Here is a 19,825-nt window from a genome sequence, read left to right as displayed (position 1 = left end):
ACCGATGCTCAAGATCGACACTCACGCCCACTACCTGCCGCGCGACTGGCCCGACCTGGCCAGCAAATACGGCGATGCCCGCTTCCCGGTGATCCACCACGGCGACGACGGCCGCCACCGCATCTACAAGGACGGCAAGTTCTTCCGCGAGATCTGGCCCAAGACCTGGGACCCGCAGATCCGCATCGACGACTACGCCGGCTTCGGCGTGCAGGTGCAGGTGCTGAGCACGGTGCCGGTGATGTTCAGCGAGTGGGCCAAGGCCAGCCATGCGCTGGAGCTGCATCGCGCGCTCAACGACCACATGGCGCAGACCTGCCGCGACTATCCGCGCCACTACGCCGGCATCGGCACGGTGCCGCTGCAGAGCCCGCAGCTCGCCATCCGCGAGCTGGAACGCTGCATGGATGAACTCGGCCTGCAGGGCGTGCAGGTCGGCAGCCACGTCGGCGACTGGAACCTGGACGCGCCGGAATTGTTCGAGTTCTTCCAGGCGGCAAGCGACCTGGGCGCGGCGATCCTGGTGCACCCGTGGGACATGATGGGCACCGACACCATGCCCAAGTACTGGCTGCCCTGGCTGGTCGGGATGCCCGCCGAGCAGTCGCGCGCCGCCTGCTGCCTGATCTTCGGCGGCGTGCTGGAACGCCTGCCCCGGCTGCGGGTCTGCCTGGCCCACGGCGGCGGCAGCTTCCCGTACACCATCGGCCGCATCGAACACGGCTTCAACATGCGCCCGGACCTGGTGGCCACCGACAACTTCCGCAACCCGCGAGAGTACCTCAAGCGTCTGTACTTCGACTCCTGGGTGGCCGATGACGCCGCCCTGCGCTACCTGCTGGAGACCTGCGGCAGCGAGCGGGTCATGCTGGGCACCGACTATCCCTTCCCGCTCGGCGAGCAGGTCCCCGGCGAAGGCATCGAACGCCTCGGCCTGGACGATGCGCAACGCGCGCGGCTCTACCACGGCACCGCGCTGGAATGGCTCGGGCTGCCCGCCTCGAGGTTCGCATGACCCCGCTTCACGACAACGCGCTGTCCTCCGACGCGCACGCTCAGGCGCGCGACGCCGCCGATCCGCTCCGCGGCTTCCGCGACGAATTCCACCTGCCGCTGCACGACGGCGCGCCGCAGGCGTACTTCGTCGGCAACTCGCTGGGCCTGCAGCCGAAGGGCGCACGCGCGCACGTCGAGGAAGTGCTGGACAAGTGGGCGACCGAGGCCGTCGAGGGCCATTTCACCGGGCAGGCGCAGTGGATGCCCTACCACGAACTGGTGCGCGACCCGCTGGCCCGCGTGGTCGGCGCATTGCCGCAGGAAGTGGTGGCGATGAACTCGCTGACCGCCAACCTGCACCTGATGCTGGTCAGCTTCTACCGGCCCACGCGCGAACGGCCGGTCCTGCTGATGGAAGCCGGCGCCTTCCCGTCGGACCGCTATGCGCTGGAATCCCAGCTGCGCTTCCACGGCTTCGACCCGGCCGAGGCGCTGGTGGAGGTGGAACCGGACAACGCCGACGGCACGTTCTCGATGGCCGCGATCGAGCGCGCCATCGCGACGCATGGCCCGCGGCTCGCGGCGATCGTGTGGCCCGGCGTGCAATACCGCACCGGCCAGGCCTTCGACCTCAAGGAGATCGCGCGGCTCGGCCACGCCGCCGGCGCGGTGGTCGGCTTCGACCTCGCGCATGCGGTCGGCAACCTGCCGCTGCGACTGCACGACAGCGGCGCCGACTTCGCGGTGTGGTGCCACTACAAGTACATGAACTCCGGCCCGGGCGCGGTCGCGGGCTGCTTCGTGCACGAGCGCCACGCGCGCACCGACCGCCCGCGCTTCGCCGGCTGGTGGGGCAACGACGCGTCCGTCCGCTTCAAGATGGGCCCGCAGTTCTCGCCCACGCTGGGCGCCGACGGTTGGCAGCTGTCCAATCCGCCGATCCTCGGCCTGGCGCCGCTGCGCGCGTCGCTGGACCAGTTCGACCGCGCGACGATGCCGGCCCTGCGCGCCAAGTCCGAGTCGCTCACCGGCTACCTCGAGCAGCTCATCGATGCCGACCTGCGCGACGTGCTTCAGGTGGTCACCCCGCGCGACGTGGCGCAGCGTGGTTGCCAACTGTCGATCCGGGTCATCGGGGGCCGCGAACGCGGCCGCGCGCTGTTCGGCTTCCTGGCCGCGCGCGGCGTACTCGGCGACTGGCGCGAACCGGACGTGATCCGCATCTCGCCGGCGCCGCTGTACAACACGCATGCCGACGTCCTGCGCTTCGCGCGGACCACGCGGGAGTGGCGCGATGCGCACTGAATCCAGGGCGATCACCATCGTCGGCGGCGGGCTCGCCGGCGCCTTGCTGGCGATCCTGCTGGCCCGCCGCGGCTGGTCGGTGGATGTGTTCGAACGGCGTGGCGACCCGCGCGTGGAAGGCTATGCCGGCGGGCGCTCGATCAATCTGGCGCTGGCCGAGCGCGGCCTGCACGCATTGCGCCAGGCCGGCGCCGACGAGGCGGTGATGCGCCAGGCGGTGATGATGCGCGGCCGCTTCGTGCATCCGCTGCAGGGCACGCCCGGCCTGCAGCGCTATGGCCGCGACGATTCCGAGGTGATCTGGTCGATCAACCGCGGCGAGCTGAACATCGTGCTGCTGCAGATCGCGGAGTCGCACGGCGCGCGTCTGCATTTCGACCATCGCCTGGAGCGCGTCGACTTCGTCGACCACGTCGCCCACTTCCGCCGCCACGATGACGACGTCGCGCATCCGTTCGAGTCGCTGGTCGGCGCCGATGGCGCAGGCTCCACCCTGCGCGCGGAGATGGCGCGGGTGCTGCCGCTGGGCGAGCGCACCGAATGGCTGGACCATGGCTACAAGGAGCTGGAGATCCCGCCGGACGCGCATGGCGGTTTCCGGATCGAACCGAACGCGCTGCACATCTGGCCGCGCGGGCATTACATGTGCATCGCCCTGCCGAACGACGAGCGCACCTTCACGGTCACCCTGTTCCTGCCGCATGCCGGACCCTGGCCCTCGTTCGAGACGGTGCCCGATGCCGATGCCGCGCAGGCGCTGTTCGAACGTGACTTCCCGGACGCGCTGCCGCTGATCCCGGACCTGCGCAAGGATTACCAGGCCAATCCGGTGGGCAACCTCGCCACCCTGTACCTCGACCGCTGGCACATCGCCGGCAAGGCGGTGCTGCTCGGCGATGCCGCGCATGCGATGGTGCCGTTCCACGGCCAGGGCATGAACTGCGCGTTCGAGGATTGCGTGGCGCTGGCCGCGCACCTCGAGCGTGCGTCCAGCCGCAGCGCCGCGTACGCCGGATTCGAGGCCCAGCGGAAGCCGGATGCCGAGGCGATCCAGCGCATGGCGCTGGAGAACTACATCGAGATGCGCGACAAGGTCGACGATGAGGCCTACCTGCTGCAACGCGAGCTGGAACTGGCCCTGCAGGCGCGCCACCCGGACCGCTTCGTGCCGCATTACGCGATGGTCAGCTTCATGCGCATCCCGTACTCGCAGGCGCTGCATCGCAGCGAAGTGCAACGAGTGATCCTGGAGGACGCCACCCGCGGGCTGGATTCTCTCGACGGCATCGATTGGGCCGCAGCCGACGCCGCCGTGCTGGCGAAGCTGGAGCCGCTGGCCGCATGACCACGACCGCAGGCGGCGGCCGGGCACGGCATCGATGCAGAGGCGGCCACGGATGGCCGCCGTCGGCGAATCCAAGCCGGATGCGCAGCCTGAGCCGCTGCACGATGGGGGCCCGGCCAGCCTGCCTGCGACGACGGGAACAGGGATGAGCGCCAGTTTCCTGTTCTACGACCTCGAAACCTTTGGCGCCGATCCGCGCCGGACCCGCATCGCGCAGTTCGCGGCGATCCGCACCAACGAGGCGCTCGAGGAGATCGACGATCCGATCTCCTTCTTCGTGCAGCCGGCGAACGACCTGCTGCCCTCCCCGTACGCGACCATGGTCACCGGCATCGCGCCGCAGGATGCCTTGCGCGACGGCGTCAACGAGGCCGCGGCCTTCGCCCGCATCGTCGACGAGATGGGCCGCCCCGGCACCTGCAGCGCCGGCTACAACTCGCTGCGCTTCGACGACGAATTCGTGCGCCACGGGCTGTACCGCAATTTCCACGACCCCTACGAGCGCGAATGGCGCGGCGGCAACTCGCGTTGGGACCTGCTCGATGCGCTCCGCCTGATGCACGCGCTGCGCCCGGACGGCATCGCCTGGCGCCAACGCGAGGACGGCGGCGGCACTAGCTTCAAGCTGGAGCACCTGGCCGCGGACAACGGCCTGCGCATCGGCGAGGCGCACGAGGCGCTGAGCGACGTGCGGGCGCTGATCGGGGTCGCCCGCCTGTTCCGCCGCCACCAGCCGAAACTGTGGGACTACGCGCTGCGCCTGCGCGACAAGCGCCATGCGTCCTCGCTGCTCGATGTCGCGGCGATGACGCCGGTGCTCCACGTGTCGCAGCGGTTCCCCGCCTCGCGTCTGTGCGCGGCGCCGGTGTTGCCGCTGGCGCGGCATCCGCAGATCGACTCGCAGGTGATCGTGTTCGACCTCGGCGACGAACCCGAGGCCCTGCTCGACCTCGATGCCGAGGCGATCGCCGAACGCCTCTACATCCGCCAGGCCGACCTGCCCGAAGGCGAGGCGCGCGTCCCGCTCAAGCTCGTGCACACCAACAAATGCCCGGCCCTGGTCGCCTGGGACCACCTGCGCGCACCCGACTTCGACCGGCTCGGCATCGACCCGGACGTCGTGCTGCGGCGCGTGGACCGCGTGCGTGACGCCGGACCGGCGATCGCCGAGAAGGCGCGCCGGGTGTTCGCTCGCACGCGCCCGCCGGACCCGGTGGACGTGGACGCCGCGCTCTACGACGGCTTCCTCGGCGATGGCGACAAGCGCCTGCTCGCGCAGGTGCGCGGCACCCCGCCGCACCTGCTGGCCAAGGCACGGTACGCCTTCCGCGATGCGCGCCTGCCGGAGCTGCTGTTCCGCTACCGCGCGCGCAACTGGCCGGACAGCCTGCTGCCCGACGAGCGCCGGCGCTGGGACGACTACCGCCGGCACCGGCTGCAGGCCGACAACGGCCTGTCAGAGGTGACCTTCGACGCCTTCCACGCGCAGGTCGCGGAGTTGCGTGCGACGCATGCAGGCGATGGCGCGCGCCAGGTCCTGCTGGACCGGCTGCAAGCCTGGGGCCGGCAAATCGGGGATGCGATCGGGTGAACACGCTTGCCGGGCGTCCCCGCATTGCGCAGGATGGCCGGGCGCGGCGGAACGAGGACAGGACGATGGGCAGGAAGGCGAAATGGACGCTGGCGGGCACGTGCGCCGTGCTGCTGGCATTGCTGGCATTCGTGGCCGCCGGCCCCTACCTGGCGATGAACGGGATCCGCAACGTGGTCGCTTCCGGCGAGTATGGGGAGTTGTGGCGTTTCGTGGACTTCGAGCAGTTGCGCGACAGCGTGCGCCCGCAGGTGCAGGACCGGATCGTGCGCGGACTGATGGAGCGCCTCGGGCCCGGCGGCACCGCACAGGCCGTCGGGGGCGTCACTTCGGTGATCGCCGAACCGGCGATCGACGCCATCGTCTCGCCGACCGGCATCGCGCTGCTCATGCATGGCACGGCCCTGGCCCGCAAGGTCTCCGGGGGGCACGGCGCAGGCGTCGATGCCGCCCCACAGGATCCCCTGCGCAACGCCCGCACACGCTGGGTCTCGCCCTCGCTGTTCACCGCCACGGTATTGAACGCCGAGGGCAAGCCGGTGGTGTTCGAGTTCCGCCGCAGCGGCATCAGCTGGAAGCTCGCGGGCCTGCGCCTGCCCGATTGAGTCAGTCGTTGGCGACGCCGTGCGGCACGTGGCCGGCGGCGACGTGGCGCCGTGCCGAATCGATGTTGTGCGGCGAGTCGTCGAAGAAGATGTCGGCGCCGAAGGCCTCCAGGAACGGTCCCTTCTCGCGGCCGCCGAGGAACAGCGCCTCGTCCAGGCGCACGCCCCACTCGCGCAGGGTGCGGATCACCCGTTCGTGCGCCGGCGCCGAACGCGCAGTCACCAGCGCGGTCCGGATCGGGGCATCGTCGCCGGGCGGATACGCGGCCTGCAGGTCGTGCAAGGCCGACAGGAAGCCGCGGAACGGCCCACCGGACAGTGGCTCGCGTGCCCGCGCGCGTTCGTGGGCGCCGAAGGCCTCGACGCCCTGTTCGCGCGAGACACGTTCGCTCTCGTCGCCGAAGATCACCGCATCGCCGTCGAAGGCGATCCGCAGTTGCGGGTGGCGCGGTTCGCCGGCCTGCGCCGGCAGGATGGTCGCCGCGGCGACCCCGGCCTCCAGCGCCGCGCGCACCGATTCCGGGTTGGCCGACAGGAACAGCTGCGCGCCGAACGGCTTGATGTAGGGCCAGACCGGCGCGCCCGAGGTGAAGGTGGCGCGGCGGATGTCCAGGCCGTGGTGCTGGATCGAGTTGAACACCCGCAGGCCGGTGTCGGCGGAATTGCGCGACAGCAGGATCACCTCGACCCGCGGCGCGCCAGCGGCGGCGCCGGCATTCAGCGCCAGCAGCTTGCGCACCAGCGGGAAGGCGATGCCCGGCGCGAGCACGTCGTCCTCGTGGCGGCGCTGGTGGTCTGCGAAGGCGGCGATGCCCTCGCGCTCGAACAGCGCGTGGCTGTCCTCGAGGTGGAACAGCGCACGCGTCGTGATTGCGACGACCAGCGGTGGCGGCGGGGAATCCATGGCGCGAGGATGCGGCATCGGCGTCGCAGCGGCTGCGACGCGCTCAGCTCATGAACTGTTCGCTGAGGATCCGTTCTTCGAGGTTGTGCTCGGGATCGAACAGCAGCGTGACCTTGCGGTCGCGCGACTCGCGCACCAGCACCTCGGTCACGTCGCGCACCTCGTGCGAGTCGGCGGTGGCGCTGACCGGGCGCTTGAGCGGATCCAGCACGCGGAAGCGCACCTCGGTCCCGGACTTGAGCACCGCGCCACGCCAGCGCCGAGGGCGGAACGGCGCGATCGGGGTCAGCGCCATCACGTTGGCGCCGAGCGGCAGGATCGGCCCGCTGGCGGAGAAGTTGTAGGCGGTGCTGCCCGCCGGCGTGGCCACCATCACCCCGTCGCAGATCAGTTCGTCGAGGCGGACCTGGCCGTTCAACTCGATGCCGACGTGCGCAGCCTGCCGCGTCTGCCGCAACAGGGAGACCTCGTTGTAGGCGAGCGAACCGACGCTGGCCCCGGATTCGGTCTGCGCGAGCATCTCCAACGGATGCAGCACGGCGGGTTCGGCGGCGGCCAGCCGCGCGAGCAGGTCGTCGCCCTCGCGGAACTGGTTCATCAGGAAACCGACGGTACCCAGCTTCATGCCGTACACCGGTTTGCAGAGGCCGCCATGCCGGTGCAGCGTCTGCAGCATGAAGCCGTCGCCGCCGAGCGCGACCAGCACGTCGGCCTCCTGCGGCGGATGCGTGCCGTGGCGCGCCGAGAGCGCGGAGAACGCGGCCTGGGCGTCGTCGGTGGGGCTGGCCAGCAGGGCGAGGCGCGGCGTGCTCATGCCGCGAGCTTACCCGCAGCGGGCATCCGATGGCAGGGACCCGGCCGACGACGCAGGCGCATCGGCCGGGTCCGGGCACTCAGCCGCGGCTGGCCAGCTGCGCGAGGCGCTGCACCGCGACGGAGGCCGTCGGGTAGTCCAGCGACTTCTGCGCGGCGAGCTCGCCGAGCATGGCCAGGGTGAAGCGCAGGCTCTGGTCGTCGCGCGCCATCCACGCGCCGACCTTGGCATCCGCATCCTTGCCCGGCATCGCCAGCACCTGGTTCGTGAGCGCGCGCATCTGCGCGGCGAGTTCGTCGCGCAGCACGCCGCGGGCGACCGCATGCCAGCGCCCCTCGACCTTCAGCGCCTCGATCTGCTCGCGCAGCCAAGGTTCGCGCAGGGCATCGCCGAGGCGGAAGTAGACCTTGGCCACTTCGATCGGGCGCAGCTTGCGCTCGCGTGCGAGTTCGATGATGTCCGGGCTGGCCTCCAGGTACGGCAACGCCGCCAACTGGTCGGCGAGCGCGGCGGGCAGGCCCTTCGCGCGCCAGTCCTTGCGGCTGGCCTCGTACGCCGGTCGCTGCGATGGCGGCAGGATACCCTCGCCCGCGCGGATGTCGCGGAACCCGTCGTGGTAGCGCGCGACCGCGGTGGTGATGTCCGGGATCGCGCCGGGGCGCGACAGCAGCCAGCGGGTGAAGCCGCGCTGCAGTTCCCAGATCACCTGCAGGGCGTCGATCTGCGCGGACTCGGCGACCTTGCCGTCGAGCGCGTCGATCTGCGCCCACAGCTCGCGGGCATCCAGCGTCTCGCGGGTGATGGTGAACGCCTTGGCCACCTCGCCCGGGCTGCGGCCGCTGTCTTCCTGCATGCGCAGCAGGAAGGTGGCGCCCATCCGGTTGATGGTGGAGTTGGTCACCGCAGTGGCGATGATCTCGCGCTTCAGGCGGTGCTGCTGCATGCCCTTGGCGTACTTGGCCTGCAGCGGGGCCGGGAAGTAGCGCTCGAGTTCCTTCGAGAGGTACGCATCCTCGGGCACGTCGGAGTCCAGCAGTTGCTGGAACGCCACCAGCTTCGAGTACGAGAGGAGCACGGACAGCTCCGGCCGGGTCAGGCCCTGGCCGCGCGCCTTGCGTTCCGCGATCTCGGCGTCGGACGGCAGGAACTCGATCTGGCGATCGAGCAGGCCCTGCGCCTCCAGCGTGCGGATGAAGTGCTGCTTGGAACCCAGCCGGGACAGGCTCATCCGCTCCATCAGGCTCAGCGCCTGGTTCTGCCGGTAGTTGTCGTTGAGCACCAGCTGCGCGACCTCGTCGGTCATCGAGGCCAGCAGCGCATTGCGCTCGCCGAGCTTGAGCTTCTTCCGGCGCACCTCCGCGTTGAGCAGGATCTTGATGTTCACCTCGTGGTCGGAGGTGTCCACGCCGGCGGAGTTGTCGATGAAGTCGGTGTTGAGCAGCACGCCGTGCAGCGCCGCCTCGATGCGCCCGAGCTGGGTCAGGCCGAGGTTGCCGCCCTCGCCCACCACCTTGCAGCGCAACTGGTTGCCGTCCACGCGCAGCGCGTTGTTGGCGCGGTCGCCGACGTCGGCGTTGTTCTCGCGGCTCGACTTCACGTAGGTGCCGATGCCGCCGTTCCACAGCAGGTCCACCGGCGCGCGCAGGATCGCGTTCATCAGCTCGTTCGGGCTCATCGCGGTGGCGTCGGACTCGATGCCCAGCGCCGCCTTCGCCTCCGCCGACAGCGGGATGGACTTGGCGCTGCGCGGCCACACGCCGCCGCCCTTGCTGATCAGCGCCTTGTCGTAGTCCTCCCAGCTCGAACGCGGCAGCTTGAACATGCGCGCGCGTTCCTTGAACGTCGCCGCCGCGTCCGGGGTCGGGTCGAGGAAGATGTGGCGGTGGTCGAACGCGGCCACCAGGCGGATGTGCTTGCTCAACAGCATGCCGTTGCCGAACACGTCGCCGGACATGTCGCCGATGCCCACGCAGGTGAAGTCCTGCTTCTGGCTGTCGCGGCCGAGCGCGCGGAAGTGGCGCTTCACCGACTCCCACGCGCCGCGCGCGGTGATGCCCATGCCCTTGTGGTCGTAGCCCACCGAACCGCCGGATGCGAAGGCGTCGTCGAGCCAGAAGCCGTGCGCCTGGGCGATGCCGTTGGCGATGTCGGAGAAGGTCGCGGTGCCCTTGTCGGCGGCGACCACCAGGTACGGGTCGTCGCCATCGTGGCGGACCACGCCGGCCGGCGGCAGCACCTTGCCGTCCGCGGACAGGTTGTCGGTGACGTCAAGCAGGCCGTTGATGAAGCGCTTGTAGCAGGCCACGCCCTCGTTGAACCAGGCGTCGCGGTCCTGCGCCGGGTCCGGCGACTGCTTGCAGAAGAAACCGCCCTTGCTGCCCACCGGCACGATCACGGTGTTCTTCACCATCTGCGCCTTGACCAGGCCCAGCACCTCGGTGCGGAAGTCCTCGCGGCGGTCGGACCAGCGCAGGCCGCCGCGCGCGACCGGCCCGAAGCGCAGGTGGATGCCTTCAACGCGCGGACCGCAGACCCAGATCTCGCGGTACGGCCGCGGCTTCGGCAGGTCCGGCACCTTCGACGAATCCAGCTTGTAGCTGACGTAGTCCGCCGGGCCGCCGTCCTTGCGCACGCCACCGGCGTAGTCGATGTAGTAGCTGGTGCGCAGGGTGGCGTCGATCACCCCGATGAAGCTGCGCAGGATGCGGTCCTCGTCGAGGCTGGCGACGCGGTCGAGCAGGCCGAGCAGCGCCGAACGCGCCGCTTCCGTCTGTTCGGCGCGGCCCTTGGCGCGCGCGGCGACCAGCGACTTCAAGGCGGACATCGCGGCCTCGTCGCCGGCGGCGAGCGCCTTCAGCTGCGCGCCGAAGCGGCTCATGCCCTGCTTGATCTCGGCATCGCTCTCGTGGCCGGTGCGCGGGTCGAAGCGGGCCTCGAACAGCTCCACCAGCAAGCGCGCCAGCAGCGGGTAGCGCGCGAGGGTGGCCTCCATGTAGCTCTGCGAGAACGGCACCCCGACCTGCAGCAGGTACTTGCAGTAGGCGCGCAGCATCGCGACCTGCCGCCAGGACAGGCCGGCGGCCAGCACCAGGCGGTTGAAGCCGTCGTTCTCGGCGTCGCCGCGCCAGATCCGCGCGAACGCGTCCTCGAAGTTCTGGTCGATCGCGTCGATGTCGAAGCCGCCGGCCAGCAGCGGTTCGACCTCGAAGTCCTGGATGAAGCTGACGTCGCCGTCGGCGTCGACCCGGTACGGATGCTCCGAGATCACACGCAGGCCCATGTTCTCCATCATCGGCAGCGCGTCCGACAGCGGGATGTCGTCGAGCTGGCGGTACAGCTTGAAGCGCAGGCCGGCATCCTTGCGGCGGTACAGCGACAGGCGCAGGTCGTCCGGGCCGGCGAGCGCGGCAAGGCAGTCGACGTCGGTCGCCGCGACCTCGGGGCTCACTTCCTCGATGTAGCCCGCCGGCAGGGCGCGGCCGTAGCGCTCCAGCAGCTTCAGCCCGGCTTCCTCGCCGTGGCGGGCCACCAGCTGCTCGCGCAGGCCGTCGCGCCAGTCGCGCACGATCTCGGCCAGACCGGCTTCCAGCGCCGGCAGGTCGACCTCGGCGGCGCTGCCTTCGACCGGGCGCACGATCATGTGCAGCTGCGCCAGCGGCGACTGCCCGATCTGCACGGTGGTGTCGACCTGCTCGCCGCCCAGCGCGTCCTTCAGCATCGCCTCGATGCGATGGCGGACCTGGGTGCTCATGCGGTCGCGCGGGATGTAGGCCAGCGCGGAGAAGTAGCGGCCGTAGCGGTCGCGGCGCACGAACAGCTTGCTGCGCACGCGTTCCTGCAGGCCGAGGATGCCCATCGCGGTCTGCGCGAGTTCCTCCTCGCCGGACTGGAACAGCTCGTCGCGCGGCAGGGTCTCGAGGATGTGGCGCAGCGCCTTGCCGCTGTGGCTGGCCGGATCCAGGCCCGACGCGCGCATCACGTGGTCATGGCGCTGGCGCACCAGCGGGATGTCCCACGGGCGGCGGTTGTAGGCGCCCGAGGTGTACAGGCCCAGGAAGCGCTGCTCGCTGACCGGCTTGCCCTTGGCGTCGAAGCCGAGGACGCCGATGTAGTCCATGTAGCCGCGGCGGTGCACGGTGGCGCGCGCATTGGTCTTGGTGAGGATCAGCGCCTCCACCGAGCCCGACTGCGGCATGTAGTGCGCGGCCAGCGACTTCAGCGCGCGCGGCGCGCTCGCGTCCTTGCCGCGCAGCAGGCCCAGCCCGCTGCCGTCGACCGCGGCGAGGACCTCGTCCTTGCCCTGCTTCTCCACCCGGTACTCGCGGTAGCCGAGGAAGGTGAAATGCTCGTCGGCGGCCCAACGCAGGAATTCCTGCGCCTCGCGGCGGCCCTCGTCGGAGACCGGCAGGCGCCGGCTGGCGAGTTCGTCGGCCACCGCCAGCATGCGGTCGCGCATCGGCTCCCAGTCGGCCACGATCGCGCGCACGTCCGCCAGCACCTGCTCGAGCGCGGCCTTCACCGCCGCCATCGAGGCCTGCGGCATGCGGTCGACCTCGAGGTGCATCAGCGATTCGGCCTCGCCCTCGCCCACCGCCTTCAGCTTGCCGGCCTTGTCGCGCAGCAGGCGCAGCACCGGGTGGCCCAGCACGTGCACGCCGATGCCGCGCTCGGCCAGCGCGATGGTCACCGAATCCACCAGGAACGGCATGTCGTCGTTGGCCAGCTGGACCACCGTGTGCGGCGACTCCCAGCCATGGGTGGCGAGGGTCGGGTTGAACAGCCGCACGCGCGCGGTGCCGCGTTTGCGGGTACGCACGAAATCCAGCATGTCGGCGGCCAGCGCCGCCCAGCCCTCGGCGCCGTGCTGGCCGAACTCGTCGCCGTCCATGCGGCGGTAGAAGCCGCGGGCGAAGGCCTGGGCCTCGGCGAGGCCGGACTTCGGGACGCGCTTGGCGAGGGCGGCGAGGATCGCCTGGGTCGGGGCGGAGTCGCCCTGGTCGTTCTGTCGGGTCATCGCGGAGTGTGCCTTGGATGGACGAACGCCGCGCAAGCGCGGCAACGGGGTCTGTTCGGCGAGGGCCGCGGGGACGCGGCCTTGCGGGGTCGGGAGGTGCGGCTCAGCGCAGGCCGGTCTCGTGGCGGGCGATCACCAGCCGCTGGATCTCGCTGGTGCCTTCGTAGATCTCGGTGATCTTGGCGTCGCGGAAGTAGCGCTCGATCGGCATCTCCTTCGAGTAGCCCATGCCGCCGTGGATCTGCAGCGCCTGGTGGGTGATCCACATCGCCGCCTCGGAGGCGGTCAGCTTGGCCACCGACGCCTCGGTGGTGAAGCGCTGGCCCTGCCCCTTCAGCCACGCCGCGCGCAGCGTCAGCAGCAGCGCCGCGTCCAGCTTGCACTTCATGTCGGCGATCTTGGCCTGGGTCATCTGGAACGCACCGATCGGCTGGCCGAAGGCCTTGCGCTCGCGCACGTAGGCCAGCGTCGCCTCGTAGGCGGCGCGGGCGAGGCCGATGGCCTGGCTGGCGATGCCGATGCGGCCGGCGTCCAGCACGCCCATCGCGATCTTGAAGCCGTGGCCCTCCTCGCCCAGCACCTCGTCGGCCTGGACCACGTAGTCGGTGAACTCGATCTCGCAGGTGGCGGAGGCGCGGATGCCCAGCTTCGGCTCGGTCTTGCCGCGATGGAAGCCGGGGCGGTCGGTGTCGATCATGAACGCGGTGATCCCGCGCGCGCCCTTGTCGGGGTCGGTCATCGCGAACAGCACGATGTACTTGGCCACCGGACCGGAGGTGATCCAGCTCTTCTTGCCGTTGACCACGTAGCTGCCGTCGGCCTGCTTCACGGCCTTGCAGCGCATCGCGGTGGCATCGGAACCCGACTGCGGCTCGGTCAGCGCGAACGCGCCGATCTCGCGGCCTTCCGCGATCGCGCGCACGTACAACTGCTTCTGCGCCTCGGTGCCGAAGGTCAGGATGCCGTTGCAGAACAGCGAGTTGTTCACCGAGACGATGGTGCTGTGCGCGGCGTCGGCCGCCGCGATCTCGACCATCGCCAGCACGTAGCTGACCGGGTCCATCCCGGCGCCGCCGTACTCGGCCGGCACCTCGATGCCCATCAGGCCGTTCTCGCCCAGGGTGCGGATGTTCTCCAGCGGGAATTCGCCGGTCCGGTCGTGGTGTTCCGCGCTGGGCGCGATCTTCTCCTGCGCGATGCGCCGGGCCACGTCCTGCAGCATCAACTGTTCTTCGGTGAAGCCAAAATCCACGGCACGCTCCGCGTTCGTTGCAAACGAAATCATTGTACCGCCGGCCCCTGCCAAACCCCACCCCGTCGCCCGCCTTCGCTTGACCGCGGGCGCCCGGCGGACGACACTTATCTTTGGATCGCGATGGAAAGATGAAGATGGATCTCGAAGGCTGGTCGAGCCGGCTCAAGGTCTTCGCCGACGCCACCCGCGTGCGGCTGCTGGCCCTGCTGGCGCGCGAGGAGCTGACCGTGGCCGAACTCTCCGCGATCACCCAGCTCGCGCAACCACGGGTCTCCACCCACCTCGCCAAGCTCAAGGAAGCCGGCCTGGTCCGCGACCGTCGCGCCGGGGTGTCGGCCTACTACCGCTACGAGGAAGACGCCCTCGATCCCGCGCAGCGTGCGTTGTGGGCCTCGATCAGCGCCGGCAGCGACGATCCCCTGCTGCGCCAGGACGCCGAGCGCGTCCCGGGCGTGCTGGCGATGCGCGCCGCCGACCAGAACTGGGCGGACAGCGTCGCCGGCGACATGGAGCGGCACTACTCGCCCGGCCGCACCTGGGAAGCGCTGGCGCGCAGCGCGCTGCCCCTGCTGGAGCCCGGCGACGTGCTCGACATCGCCTCCGGCGACGGCGTGCTGGCCGAACTGCTGGCGCCGCACGCGGGCCGCTACGTCTGCATCGATGCCAGCCAGCGCGTGGTCGCCGCGGCCAGCGAACGCCTGCGCCGCTACCCCAACGTGGAGGTGCGCGAGGGCGACATGCACGCCCTGCCGTTCGCCGCCGCCAGCTTCGACCTGGTGGTGCTGATGCACGCGCTGACCTATGCCGACAAGCCGGCGCAGGCGGTGGCCGAAGCCGCGCGCGTGCTGCGACCGGGCGGCCGCCTGCTGCTATCCAGCCTCGCCCGCCACGAACACCGCAGCGCGGTGCAGGCCTTCGGGCACGTCAACCTCGGCTTCAGCGCGCGCGAGCTGCGCAAGTTCGCCGAGAAAGCCGGCCTTGCGGTGGGCAACGTGGAGTCGGTCACCCGCGAGCGGCGCCCGCCGCACTTCGAAGTGATCTCGCTGATCGCGACCCGGCCCTGAAGGACGCCCGCATGGACACCCTGCCCTGGCGCGACCCGGCGCGCGTGGCCCGCCTCGAGGCCGCCCTGCGCGAACGCATCCTGGTCATCGACGGTGCCATGGGCACCATGATCCAGCGCCATGGCCTGCAGGAAGCCGACTACCGCGGCGCACGCTTCGCCGAAGGTTTCGACGCCCTGTGGTCGGCAGACGGCCATGCGCACGACGGTGGTTGCGCCTGCGCCAGCCACGACCAGCGCGGCAACAACGACCTGCTCAGCCTGACCCGGCCCGACCTGATCCTCGGCATCCACCGCGACTACCTCGCGGCCGGCGCCGACCTGGTCGAGACCAACACCTTCAACTCGACCTCGATCTCGCTGGCCGATTACGGCCTGCAGCACCTGGCGCGCGAGCTGAACCGCGAGGGCGCCCGCCTCGCGCGCGCCGCCTGCGACGAGGCCGAGGCCCGCGATCCGTCGCAGCCGCGCTTCGCGATCGGCGTGCTCGGGCCGACCAGCCGCACCGCCTCGCTGTCGCCCGACGTCAACCGCCCGGGCTTCCGCGCGATCGATTTCGACACCCTGGCCGAGGCCTACCGCGAGGCCGCGCGCGGCCTGGTCGAGGGCGGCGCCGACGTGCTGATGGTCGAAACCGTGTTCGACACCCTCAACGCCAAGGCGGCGCTGTTCGCGATCGACGATGTCTTCGCGGAACTCGGCGCGCGCCTGCCGGTGCTGGTCTCCGGCACCATCACCGACGCCTCCGGACGCACGCTGTCCGGGCAGACCGCGGAGGCCTTCTGGTATTCGCTGCGGCATGCGCGGCCGCTTGCGATCGGGCTCAACTGCGCGCTCGGCGCGAAGGACCTGCGCCAGCACGTGGACGTGCTCGCCCAGGTCGCCGATACCCATGTGAGCGCGCATCCCAACGCCGGTCTGCCGAACGCCTTCGGCGGCTACGACGAAACCCCCGAGGACATGGCCGCGGTGCTGCGCGAATTCGCCGACAGCGGCCTGTTGAACCTCGTCGGCGGTTGCTGCGGGACCACCCCGGCGCACATCGCGGCGATCGCGGCGGCGGTGCGCGGCCTGCCCCCGCGGCAGGTGCCGGCGCTGGCGGACGCGGCATGAGCGCGCTGCCCCGCCATACCCGCCTGGCCGGGCTGGAACCGCTGCTGATCACCCCGCAGACCAACTTCGTCAACGTCGGCGAGCGCACCAACGTCACCGGTAGCGCGCAGTTCAAGAAACTGATCCTGGAAGGCCGCTACGACGAAGCCGTCGCAGTGGCCCGCCAGCAGGTCGAGAACGGCGCGCAGGTCATCGACGTCAACATGGACGAGGGCCTGCTCGACAGCGAGCAGGCGATGGTCGCGTTCCTCAACCTGATCGCCGCCGAGCCCGACATCGCCCGCGTGCCGGTGATGGTCGACAGCTCGAAGTGGTCGGTGATCGAGGCCGGGCTGAAATGCCTGCAGGGCAAGGGCATCGTCAATTCGATCTCGCTGAAGGAAGGCGAAGCCGAGTTCCTGCGCCAGGCGCGGCTGGTGCGCCGCTACGGCGCGGCCGTCGTGGTGATGGCCTTCGACGAACAGGGCCAGGCCGACACCGTCGCACGCAAGGTCGAGATCTGTTCGCGCGCCTTCCGGCTGCTGACCGAAGCAGTCGGCTTCCCGCCCGAGGACATCGTCTTCGATCCCAATGTGTTCGCGATCGCCACCGGCATCGAGGAGCACGATGGCTACGCGGTGGCCTTCATCGAGGCCACCCGCGAGCTGAAGCGCCGCTTCCCGGCCTGCCATGTCTCCGGCGGCGTGTCGAACGTCAGCTTCAGCTTCCGCGGCAACGAGGCGGTGCGGCAGGCGATCCACGTGGTGTTCCTGTACCACGCGATCCGCGCCGGCATGGACATGGGCATCGTCAACGCCGGCGCGCTGCCGCTGTACGACGACCTGGACCCCGACCTGCGCGAGCGCGTCGAGGACGTGGTCCTCAACCGCCGCAGCGACGGCACCGAGCGCCTGCTGGAGATCGCCGACCGTTTCAAGGGCAGGAAGGGCGAGAAGAAGGCCGAGGACCTGCGCTGGCGCGGGCTGCCGGTGCGCGAACGCCTGGGCCACGCGCTGGTGCACGGCCTGGATGCGTGGATCGAGGCCGACACCGAGGAAGCGCGGGTGTTGGCCGCGCGCCCGCTGGACGTGATCGAAGGCCCGCTGATGGACGGCATGAACGTGGTCGGCGACCTGTTCGGCGCCGGGAAGATGTTCCTGCCGCAGGTGGTGAAGTCGGCGCGGGTGATGAAGAAGGCGGTCGCCCACCTGCTGCCCTACATCGAGGAGGAAAAGCGCCGGACCGGAGACGTCGGCAAGTCGAATGGCCGGATCGTGATGGCCACGGTCAAGGGCGACGTCCACGACATCGGCAAGAACATCGTCGGCGTGGTCCTGGCCTGCAACAACTTCGACGTCGTCGACCTTGGCGTGATGGTGCCGGCGCAGAAGATCCTGGACACCGCGCGCGAAGTCGGCGCCGACCTCATCGGCCTGTCCGGGCTGATCACGCCGTCGCTGGAGGAGATGAGCCACGTCGCCCGCGAGATGCAGCGCCAGGGTTTCACCCTGCCCTTGATGATCGGCGGGGCGACGACCTCGCGCGCGCATACCGCGCTCAAGATCGACCCGCATTACCAGGCGCCCACGGTGTGGGTGAAGGATGCGTCGCGCGCGGTCGGCGTGGCCCAGTCGCTGGTGTCGGCCGACCTGCGCGCGCCCTTCATCGCCGCCAACGACGCCGACTTCGCCGAGATCCGCCAGCGCCACCGCGACCGCGGCGATGCGCGGCGCCTGGTGTCGTTGGAGAAGGCGCGCGCGCAGGCCTTCGATGGCGGCTGGGACACCTACGTCCCGCCCGCGCCGCGGCAGCCGGGCCTGCACGTGTTCGACGACTATCCGCTGTCCGAACTGGTCGCCTGCATCGACTGGACGCCGTTCTTCCAGGCCTGGGAACTCGCCGGCAAGTACCCGGCGATCCTCGCCGACCCGGTGGTGGGCGCGCAGGCCAGCGCCCTGCATCGCGACGCGCTGGCGATGCTCGATCGCATCGTGGCAGAACGGTGGCTGACCGCGAGGGCGGTGTTCGGCCTGTGGCCGGCGCAGCGCATCGGCGACGACGTGCGCGTCGATGCCGGTGGCGGGTCCACCCTCCTGCATTTCCTGCGCCAGCAGGTGGACAAGCCGGTGGAACGCCCGGACGTCTGCCTCGCCGACTTCATCGCCCCCGAGGGCCGCGGCATCCAGGACTGGATCGGCGCGTTCGCGGTGACCGCGGGCATCGGCATCGAGCCGCACGTGGCCCGCTTCGAGGCCGACCACGACGACTACAACGCCATCCTGCTGAAGGCGCTGGCCGACCGCCTGGCCGAAGCCCTGGCCGAGCGCCTGCACCAGCGCGTGCGCACCGAGTTCTGGGGCTATGCCGCCGACGAAGCGCTGGACAACGAGGCGCTGATCGCCGAGGCCTACCGTGGCATCCGCCCCGCGCCCGGCTATCCGGCCTGCCCCGACCACAGCGAGAAGGCCACCCTGTTCCGCCTGCTGGATGCACCGGGCAACGCCGGCATGCAGCTCACCGAAAGCTTCGCGATGCTGCCCACCGCGGCGGTGTCCGGCTATTACTTCAGCCATCCGCAAAGCCGCTACTTCGTGGTCGGGCGGGTGTCGAAGGAGCAGGTCGAGGACTATGCGCGGCGCAAGGGCGTGTCGCTGCGGCAGGCCGAGCGCTGGCTCGCCGCAAACCTGGACTACGACCCCGAATGAACGCCCTGCCCGGCCCGGACGGCAAGCCGCCGCTGGTCGGCATCGTCGGCCACGCCGGTGCCTACGGACGCTGGCTGGCGCGCTTCCTGGAACGGCGGATGGGCCTACAGGTGCGCGGCAGCGACATCGCCGACCCCGGTTCGCCGACGCCGGCGGAACTGGCACGCCAGGTCGACGTGCTGGTCTTCAGCGTGCCGATCCGGCGCACGGTGGCGGTGATCGAGTCCTGCATCGCGCACGCCGACGGCGGCGAGGCCGGCGCGCTGTGGCTCGACCTCACTTCGATCAAGCAGGCGCCGGTCGCGGCCATGCTCGGCTCGCGCGCCGACGTCGCCGGCCTGCACCCAATGGCCGCGCCGCCGAAGATCGGCACCCTGGAGGGCCGCACGCTCGCGGTCTGCCGCGCCCGCGTGGCGCGCTGGGCACCGTGGCTGGATGCACTGCTGGCCGCGCTGCGCGCCGACTGCGTGGAGATCGCGCCGGCCGCGCACGACCGCGCGATGGCGCTGGTGCAGGGCCTGGTCCACGCCAGCCACCTCGCGCAAGCCGACGTGCTGCGCCGCTGCGCCGCCGAGGCCGGCGGCATGCCCGCGCTGCATGCCTTGCGCACGGTCGGCCACGAACTCGACCTCACCGTGACCGGCCGCATCCTCGCCGGCAACCCGGCGATCTACGAGGACATCCAGTTCGGCAACCCGGACGTCCTCCCGGTGCTGGAGCGGCTGGCGGACGCAACAGCGGCACTGCGCGATGCGGTCGCCCGCGGCGACGAGGCGGCGCGCACCACGCTGCGCCAGCGCTTCCTGGCGGAACCGGCGGCCTGGTTCGGCGCGGACGCGCTGGCCGCGCGCAGCCATGGCTTCGAACGCATGGGCTACCTGCAGGCCGACCTCGATGCCGCCCGCTTCCTCAGCGTCTACCTGCCGGAGGACCGCCCGGGCTCACTGCGCGCCTTGCTCGCGGTGTTCGAACGGCTCGGGGTGAACCTGGCGTCGATCCATTCCTCGCGAACGCCCGAGGGCGAGCTGCATTTCCGGATCGGGCTGGACCGGTTGCCGGTCTCGCTGGCGCTGCTGCGCGCCGAAGTCGAGGATGCCGGCATCGGCCGCGTGCTGGAGGCGCGCGACGACGCCTGA

General features: G+C 70.7%; 13 protein-coding genes. 9 read left to right on the top strand and 4 right to left on the bottom strand.

Features of this window, described 5'->3' with window-relative positions; genetic code table 11:
• The first annotated feature begins 4 nt into the window (after positions 1-4).
• From ON759_RS02045 to ON759_RS02025, 5 genes are all read left to right on the top strand, one after another.
• Positions 5-1,015, top strand: coding sequence for an amidohydrolase family protein (locus tag ON759_RS02045; RefSeq protein ID WP_271678679.1), 1,011 nt, complete (start codon positions 5-7; stop codon positions 1,013-1,015).
• The gene (gene kynU / locus ON759_RS02040; protein WP_271678678.1) at positions 1,012-2,301 is read left to right on the top strand and encodes a kynureninase; all 1,290 of its coding nucleotides are present in this window, start codon (positions 1,012-1,014) and stop codon (positions 2,299-2,301) included. The genes ON759_RS02045 and kynU overlap by 4 nt, the downstream gene beginning before the upstream one ends.
• Positions 2,291-3,646 carry an FAD-dependent oxidoreductase gene (locus ON759_RS02035; protein ID WP_271678677.1) on the top strand — a complete coding sequence of 452 codons (1,356 nt, stop codon included), beginning with the start codon at positions 2,291-2,293 and terminating at the stop codon, positions 3,644-3,646. The genes kynU and ON759_RS02035 overlap by 11 nt, the downstream gene beginning before the upstream one ends.
• Positions 3,647-3,791: 145 nt before the next feature.
• Positions 3,792-5,237 carry an exodeoxyribonuclease I gene (gene sbcB / locus ON759_RS02030; protein WP_271678676.1) on the top strand — a complete coding sequence of 482 codons (1,446 nt, stop codon included), beginning with the start codon at positions 3,792-3,794 and terminating at the stop codon, positions 5,235-5,237.
• Between the two features lie 65 nt (positions 5,238-5,302).
• Positions 5,303-5,842, top strand: a complete 540-nt coding sequence (locus tag ON759_RS02025) for a DUF2939 domain-containing protein (protein ID WP_271678675.1) — start codon at positions 5,303-5,305, stop codon at positions 5,840-5,842.
• A gap of 1 nt (position 5,843) precedes the next feature.
• On the opposite strand, the gene ON759_RS02020 is transcribed toward ON759_RS02025, so the two are convergent.
• The 4 genes from ON759_RS02020 to ON759_RS02005 all read right to left on the bottom strand — a co-directional run bounded on the left by ON759_RS02020 (position 5,844) and on the right by ON759_RS02005 (position 13,859).
• Positions 5,844-6,746, bottom strand: coding sequence for a 5'-nucleotidase (locus tag ON759_RS02020; RefSeq protein ID WP_271678674.1), 903 nt, complete (start codon positions 6,744-6,746; stop codon positions 5,844-5,846).
• A gap of 43 nt (positions 6,747-6,789) precedes the next feature.
• The gene (locus ON759_RS02015; protein WP_271678673.1) at positions 6,790-7,560 is read right to left on the bottom strand and encodes an NAD kinase; all 771 of its coding nucleotides are present in this window, start codon (positions 7,558-7,560) and stop codon (positions 6,790-6,792) included.
• Between the two features lie 79 nt (positions 7,561-7,639).
• Entirely contained in the window at positions 7,640-12,574 is a 4,935-nt protein-coding gene (locus tag ON759_RS02010) for an NAD-glutamate dehydrogenase (protein ID WP_271678672.1), read from the bottom strand.
• A gap of 103 nt (positions 12,575-12,677) precedes the next feature.
• Positions 12,678-13,859, bottom strand: a complete 1,182-nt coding sequence (locus ON759_RS02005) for an acyl-CoA dehydrogenase family protein (protein WP_284698475.1) — start codon at positions 13,857-13,859, stop codon at positions 12,678-12,680.
• Positions 13,860-13,963: 104 nt separating this feature from the next.
• Between ON759_RS02005 and ON759_RS02000 the strand changes: the two genes are divergently transcribed.
• Genes ON759_RS02000 through ON759_RS01985 form a run of 4 tightly spaced genes read left to right on the top strand, consistent with a single transcriptional unit; the run spans position 13,964 to position 19,825 of the window.
• Positions 13,964-14,893, top strand: a complete 930-nt coding sequence (locus ON759_RS02000; protein WP_271679013.1) for an ArsR/SmtB family transcription factor — start codon at positions 13,964-13,966, stop codon at positions 14,891-14,893.
• 11 nt (positions 14,894-14,904) lie between these two features.
• Positions 14,905-16,005 (top strand): homocysteine S-methyltransferase family protein, encoded by a 1,101-nt coding sequence (locus tag ON759_RS01995; protein ID WP_271678670.1) that lies wholly within the window; start codon positions 14,905-14,907, stop codon positions 16,003-16,005.
• Complete coding sequence (gene metH / locus ON759_RS01990; RefSeq protein ID WP_271678669.1) at positions 16,002-18,689, top strand: methionine synthase; 2,688 nt, start codon at positions 16,002-16,004, stop codon at positions 18,687-18,689. The genes ON759_RS01995 and metH overlap by 4 nt, the downstream gene beginning before the upstream one ends.
• On the top strand, positions 18,686-19,825 hold the full coding sequence (locus tag ON759_RS01985; protein ID WP_271678668.1) for a prephenate dehydrogenase: 1,140 nt from the start codon (positions 18,686-18,688) through the stop codon (positions 19,823-19,825). The genes metH and ON759_RS01985 overlap by 4 nt, the downstream gene beginning before the upstream one ends.

The organism is Thermomonas mangrovi (assembly GCF_028201335.1).
Taxonomy (GTDB): Bacteria; Pseudomonadota; Gammaproteobacteria; order Xanthomonadales; family Xanthomonadaceae; genus Thermomonas; species Thermomonas mangrovi.
Note: the sequence above shows the minus strand (reverse complement) of the source record. Positions and strands in the feature narration are given on the sequence as shown.

What these genes read in the sequence shown, in the direction of transcription:
- ON759_RS02045 (WP_271678679.1), top strand. Translation starts at nt 5, where the DNA reads ATGCTCAAGATCGACACTCACGCCCACTACCTGCCGCGCGACTGGCCC.
- kynU (WP_271678678.1), top strand. Translation starts at nt 1,012, where the DNA reads ATGACCCCGCTTCACGACAACGCGCTGTCCTCCGACGCGCACGCTCAG.
- ON759_RS02035 (WP_271678677.1), top strand. Translation starts at nt 2,291, where the DNA reads ATGCGCACTGAATCCAGGGCGATCACCATCGTCGGCGGCGGGCTCGCC.
- sbcB (WP_271678676.1), top strand. Translation starts at nt 3,792, where the DNA reads ATGAGCGCCAGTTTCCTGTTCTACGACCTCGAAACCTTTGGCGCCGAT.
- ON759_RS02025 (WP_271678675.1), top strand. Translation starts at nt 5,303, where the DNA reads ATGGGCAGGAAGGCGAAATGGACGCTGGCGGGCACGTGCGCCGTGCTG.
- ON759_RS02020 (WP_271678674.1), bottom strand. Translation starts at nt 6,746, where the DNA reads ATGGATTCCCCGCCGCCACCGCTGGTCGTCGCAATCACGACGCGTGCG.
- ON759_RS02015 (WP_271678673.1), bottom strand. Translation starts at nt 7,560, where the DNA reads ATGAGCACGCCGCGCCTCGCCCTGCTGGCCAGCCCCACCGACGACGCC.
- ON759_RS02010 (WP_271678672.1), bottom strand. Translation starts at nt 12,574, where the DNA reads ATGACCCGACAGAACGACCAGGGCGACTCCGCCCCGACCCAGGCGATC.
- ON759_RS02005 (WP_284698475.1), bottom strand. Translation starts at nt 13,859, where the DNA reads ATGATTTCGTTTGCAACGAACGCGGAGCGTGCCGTGGATTTTGGCTTC.
- ON759_RS02000 (WP_271679013.1), top strand. Translation starts at nt 13,964, where the DNA reads ATGGATCTCGAAGGCTGGTCGAGCCGGCTCAAGGTCTTCGCCGACGCC.
- ON759_RS01995 (WP_271678670.1), top strand. Translation starts at nt 14,905, where the DNA reads ATGGACACCCTGCCCTGGCGCGACCCGGCGCGCGTGGCCCGCCTCGAG.
- metH (WP_271678669.1), top strand. Translation starts at nt 16,002, where the DNA reads ATGAGCGCGCTGCCCCGCCATACCCGCCTGGCCGGGCTGGAACCGCTG.
- ON759_RS01985 (WP_271678668.1), top strand. Translation starts at nt 18,686, where the DNA reads ATGAACGCCCTGCCCGGCCCGGACGGCAAGCCGCCGCTGGTCGGCATC.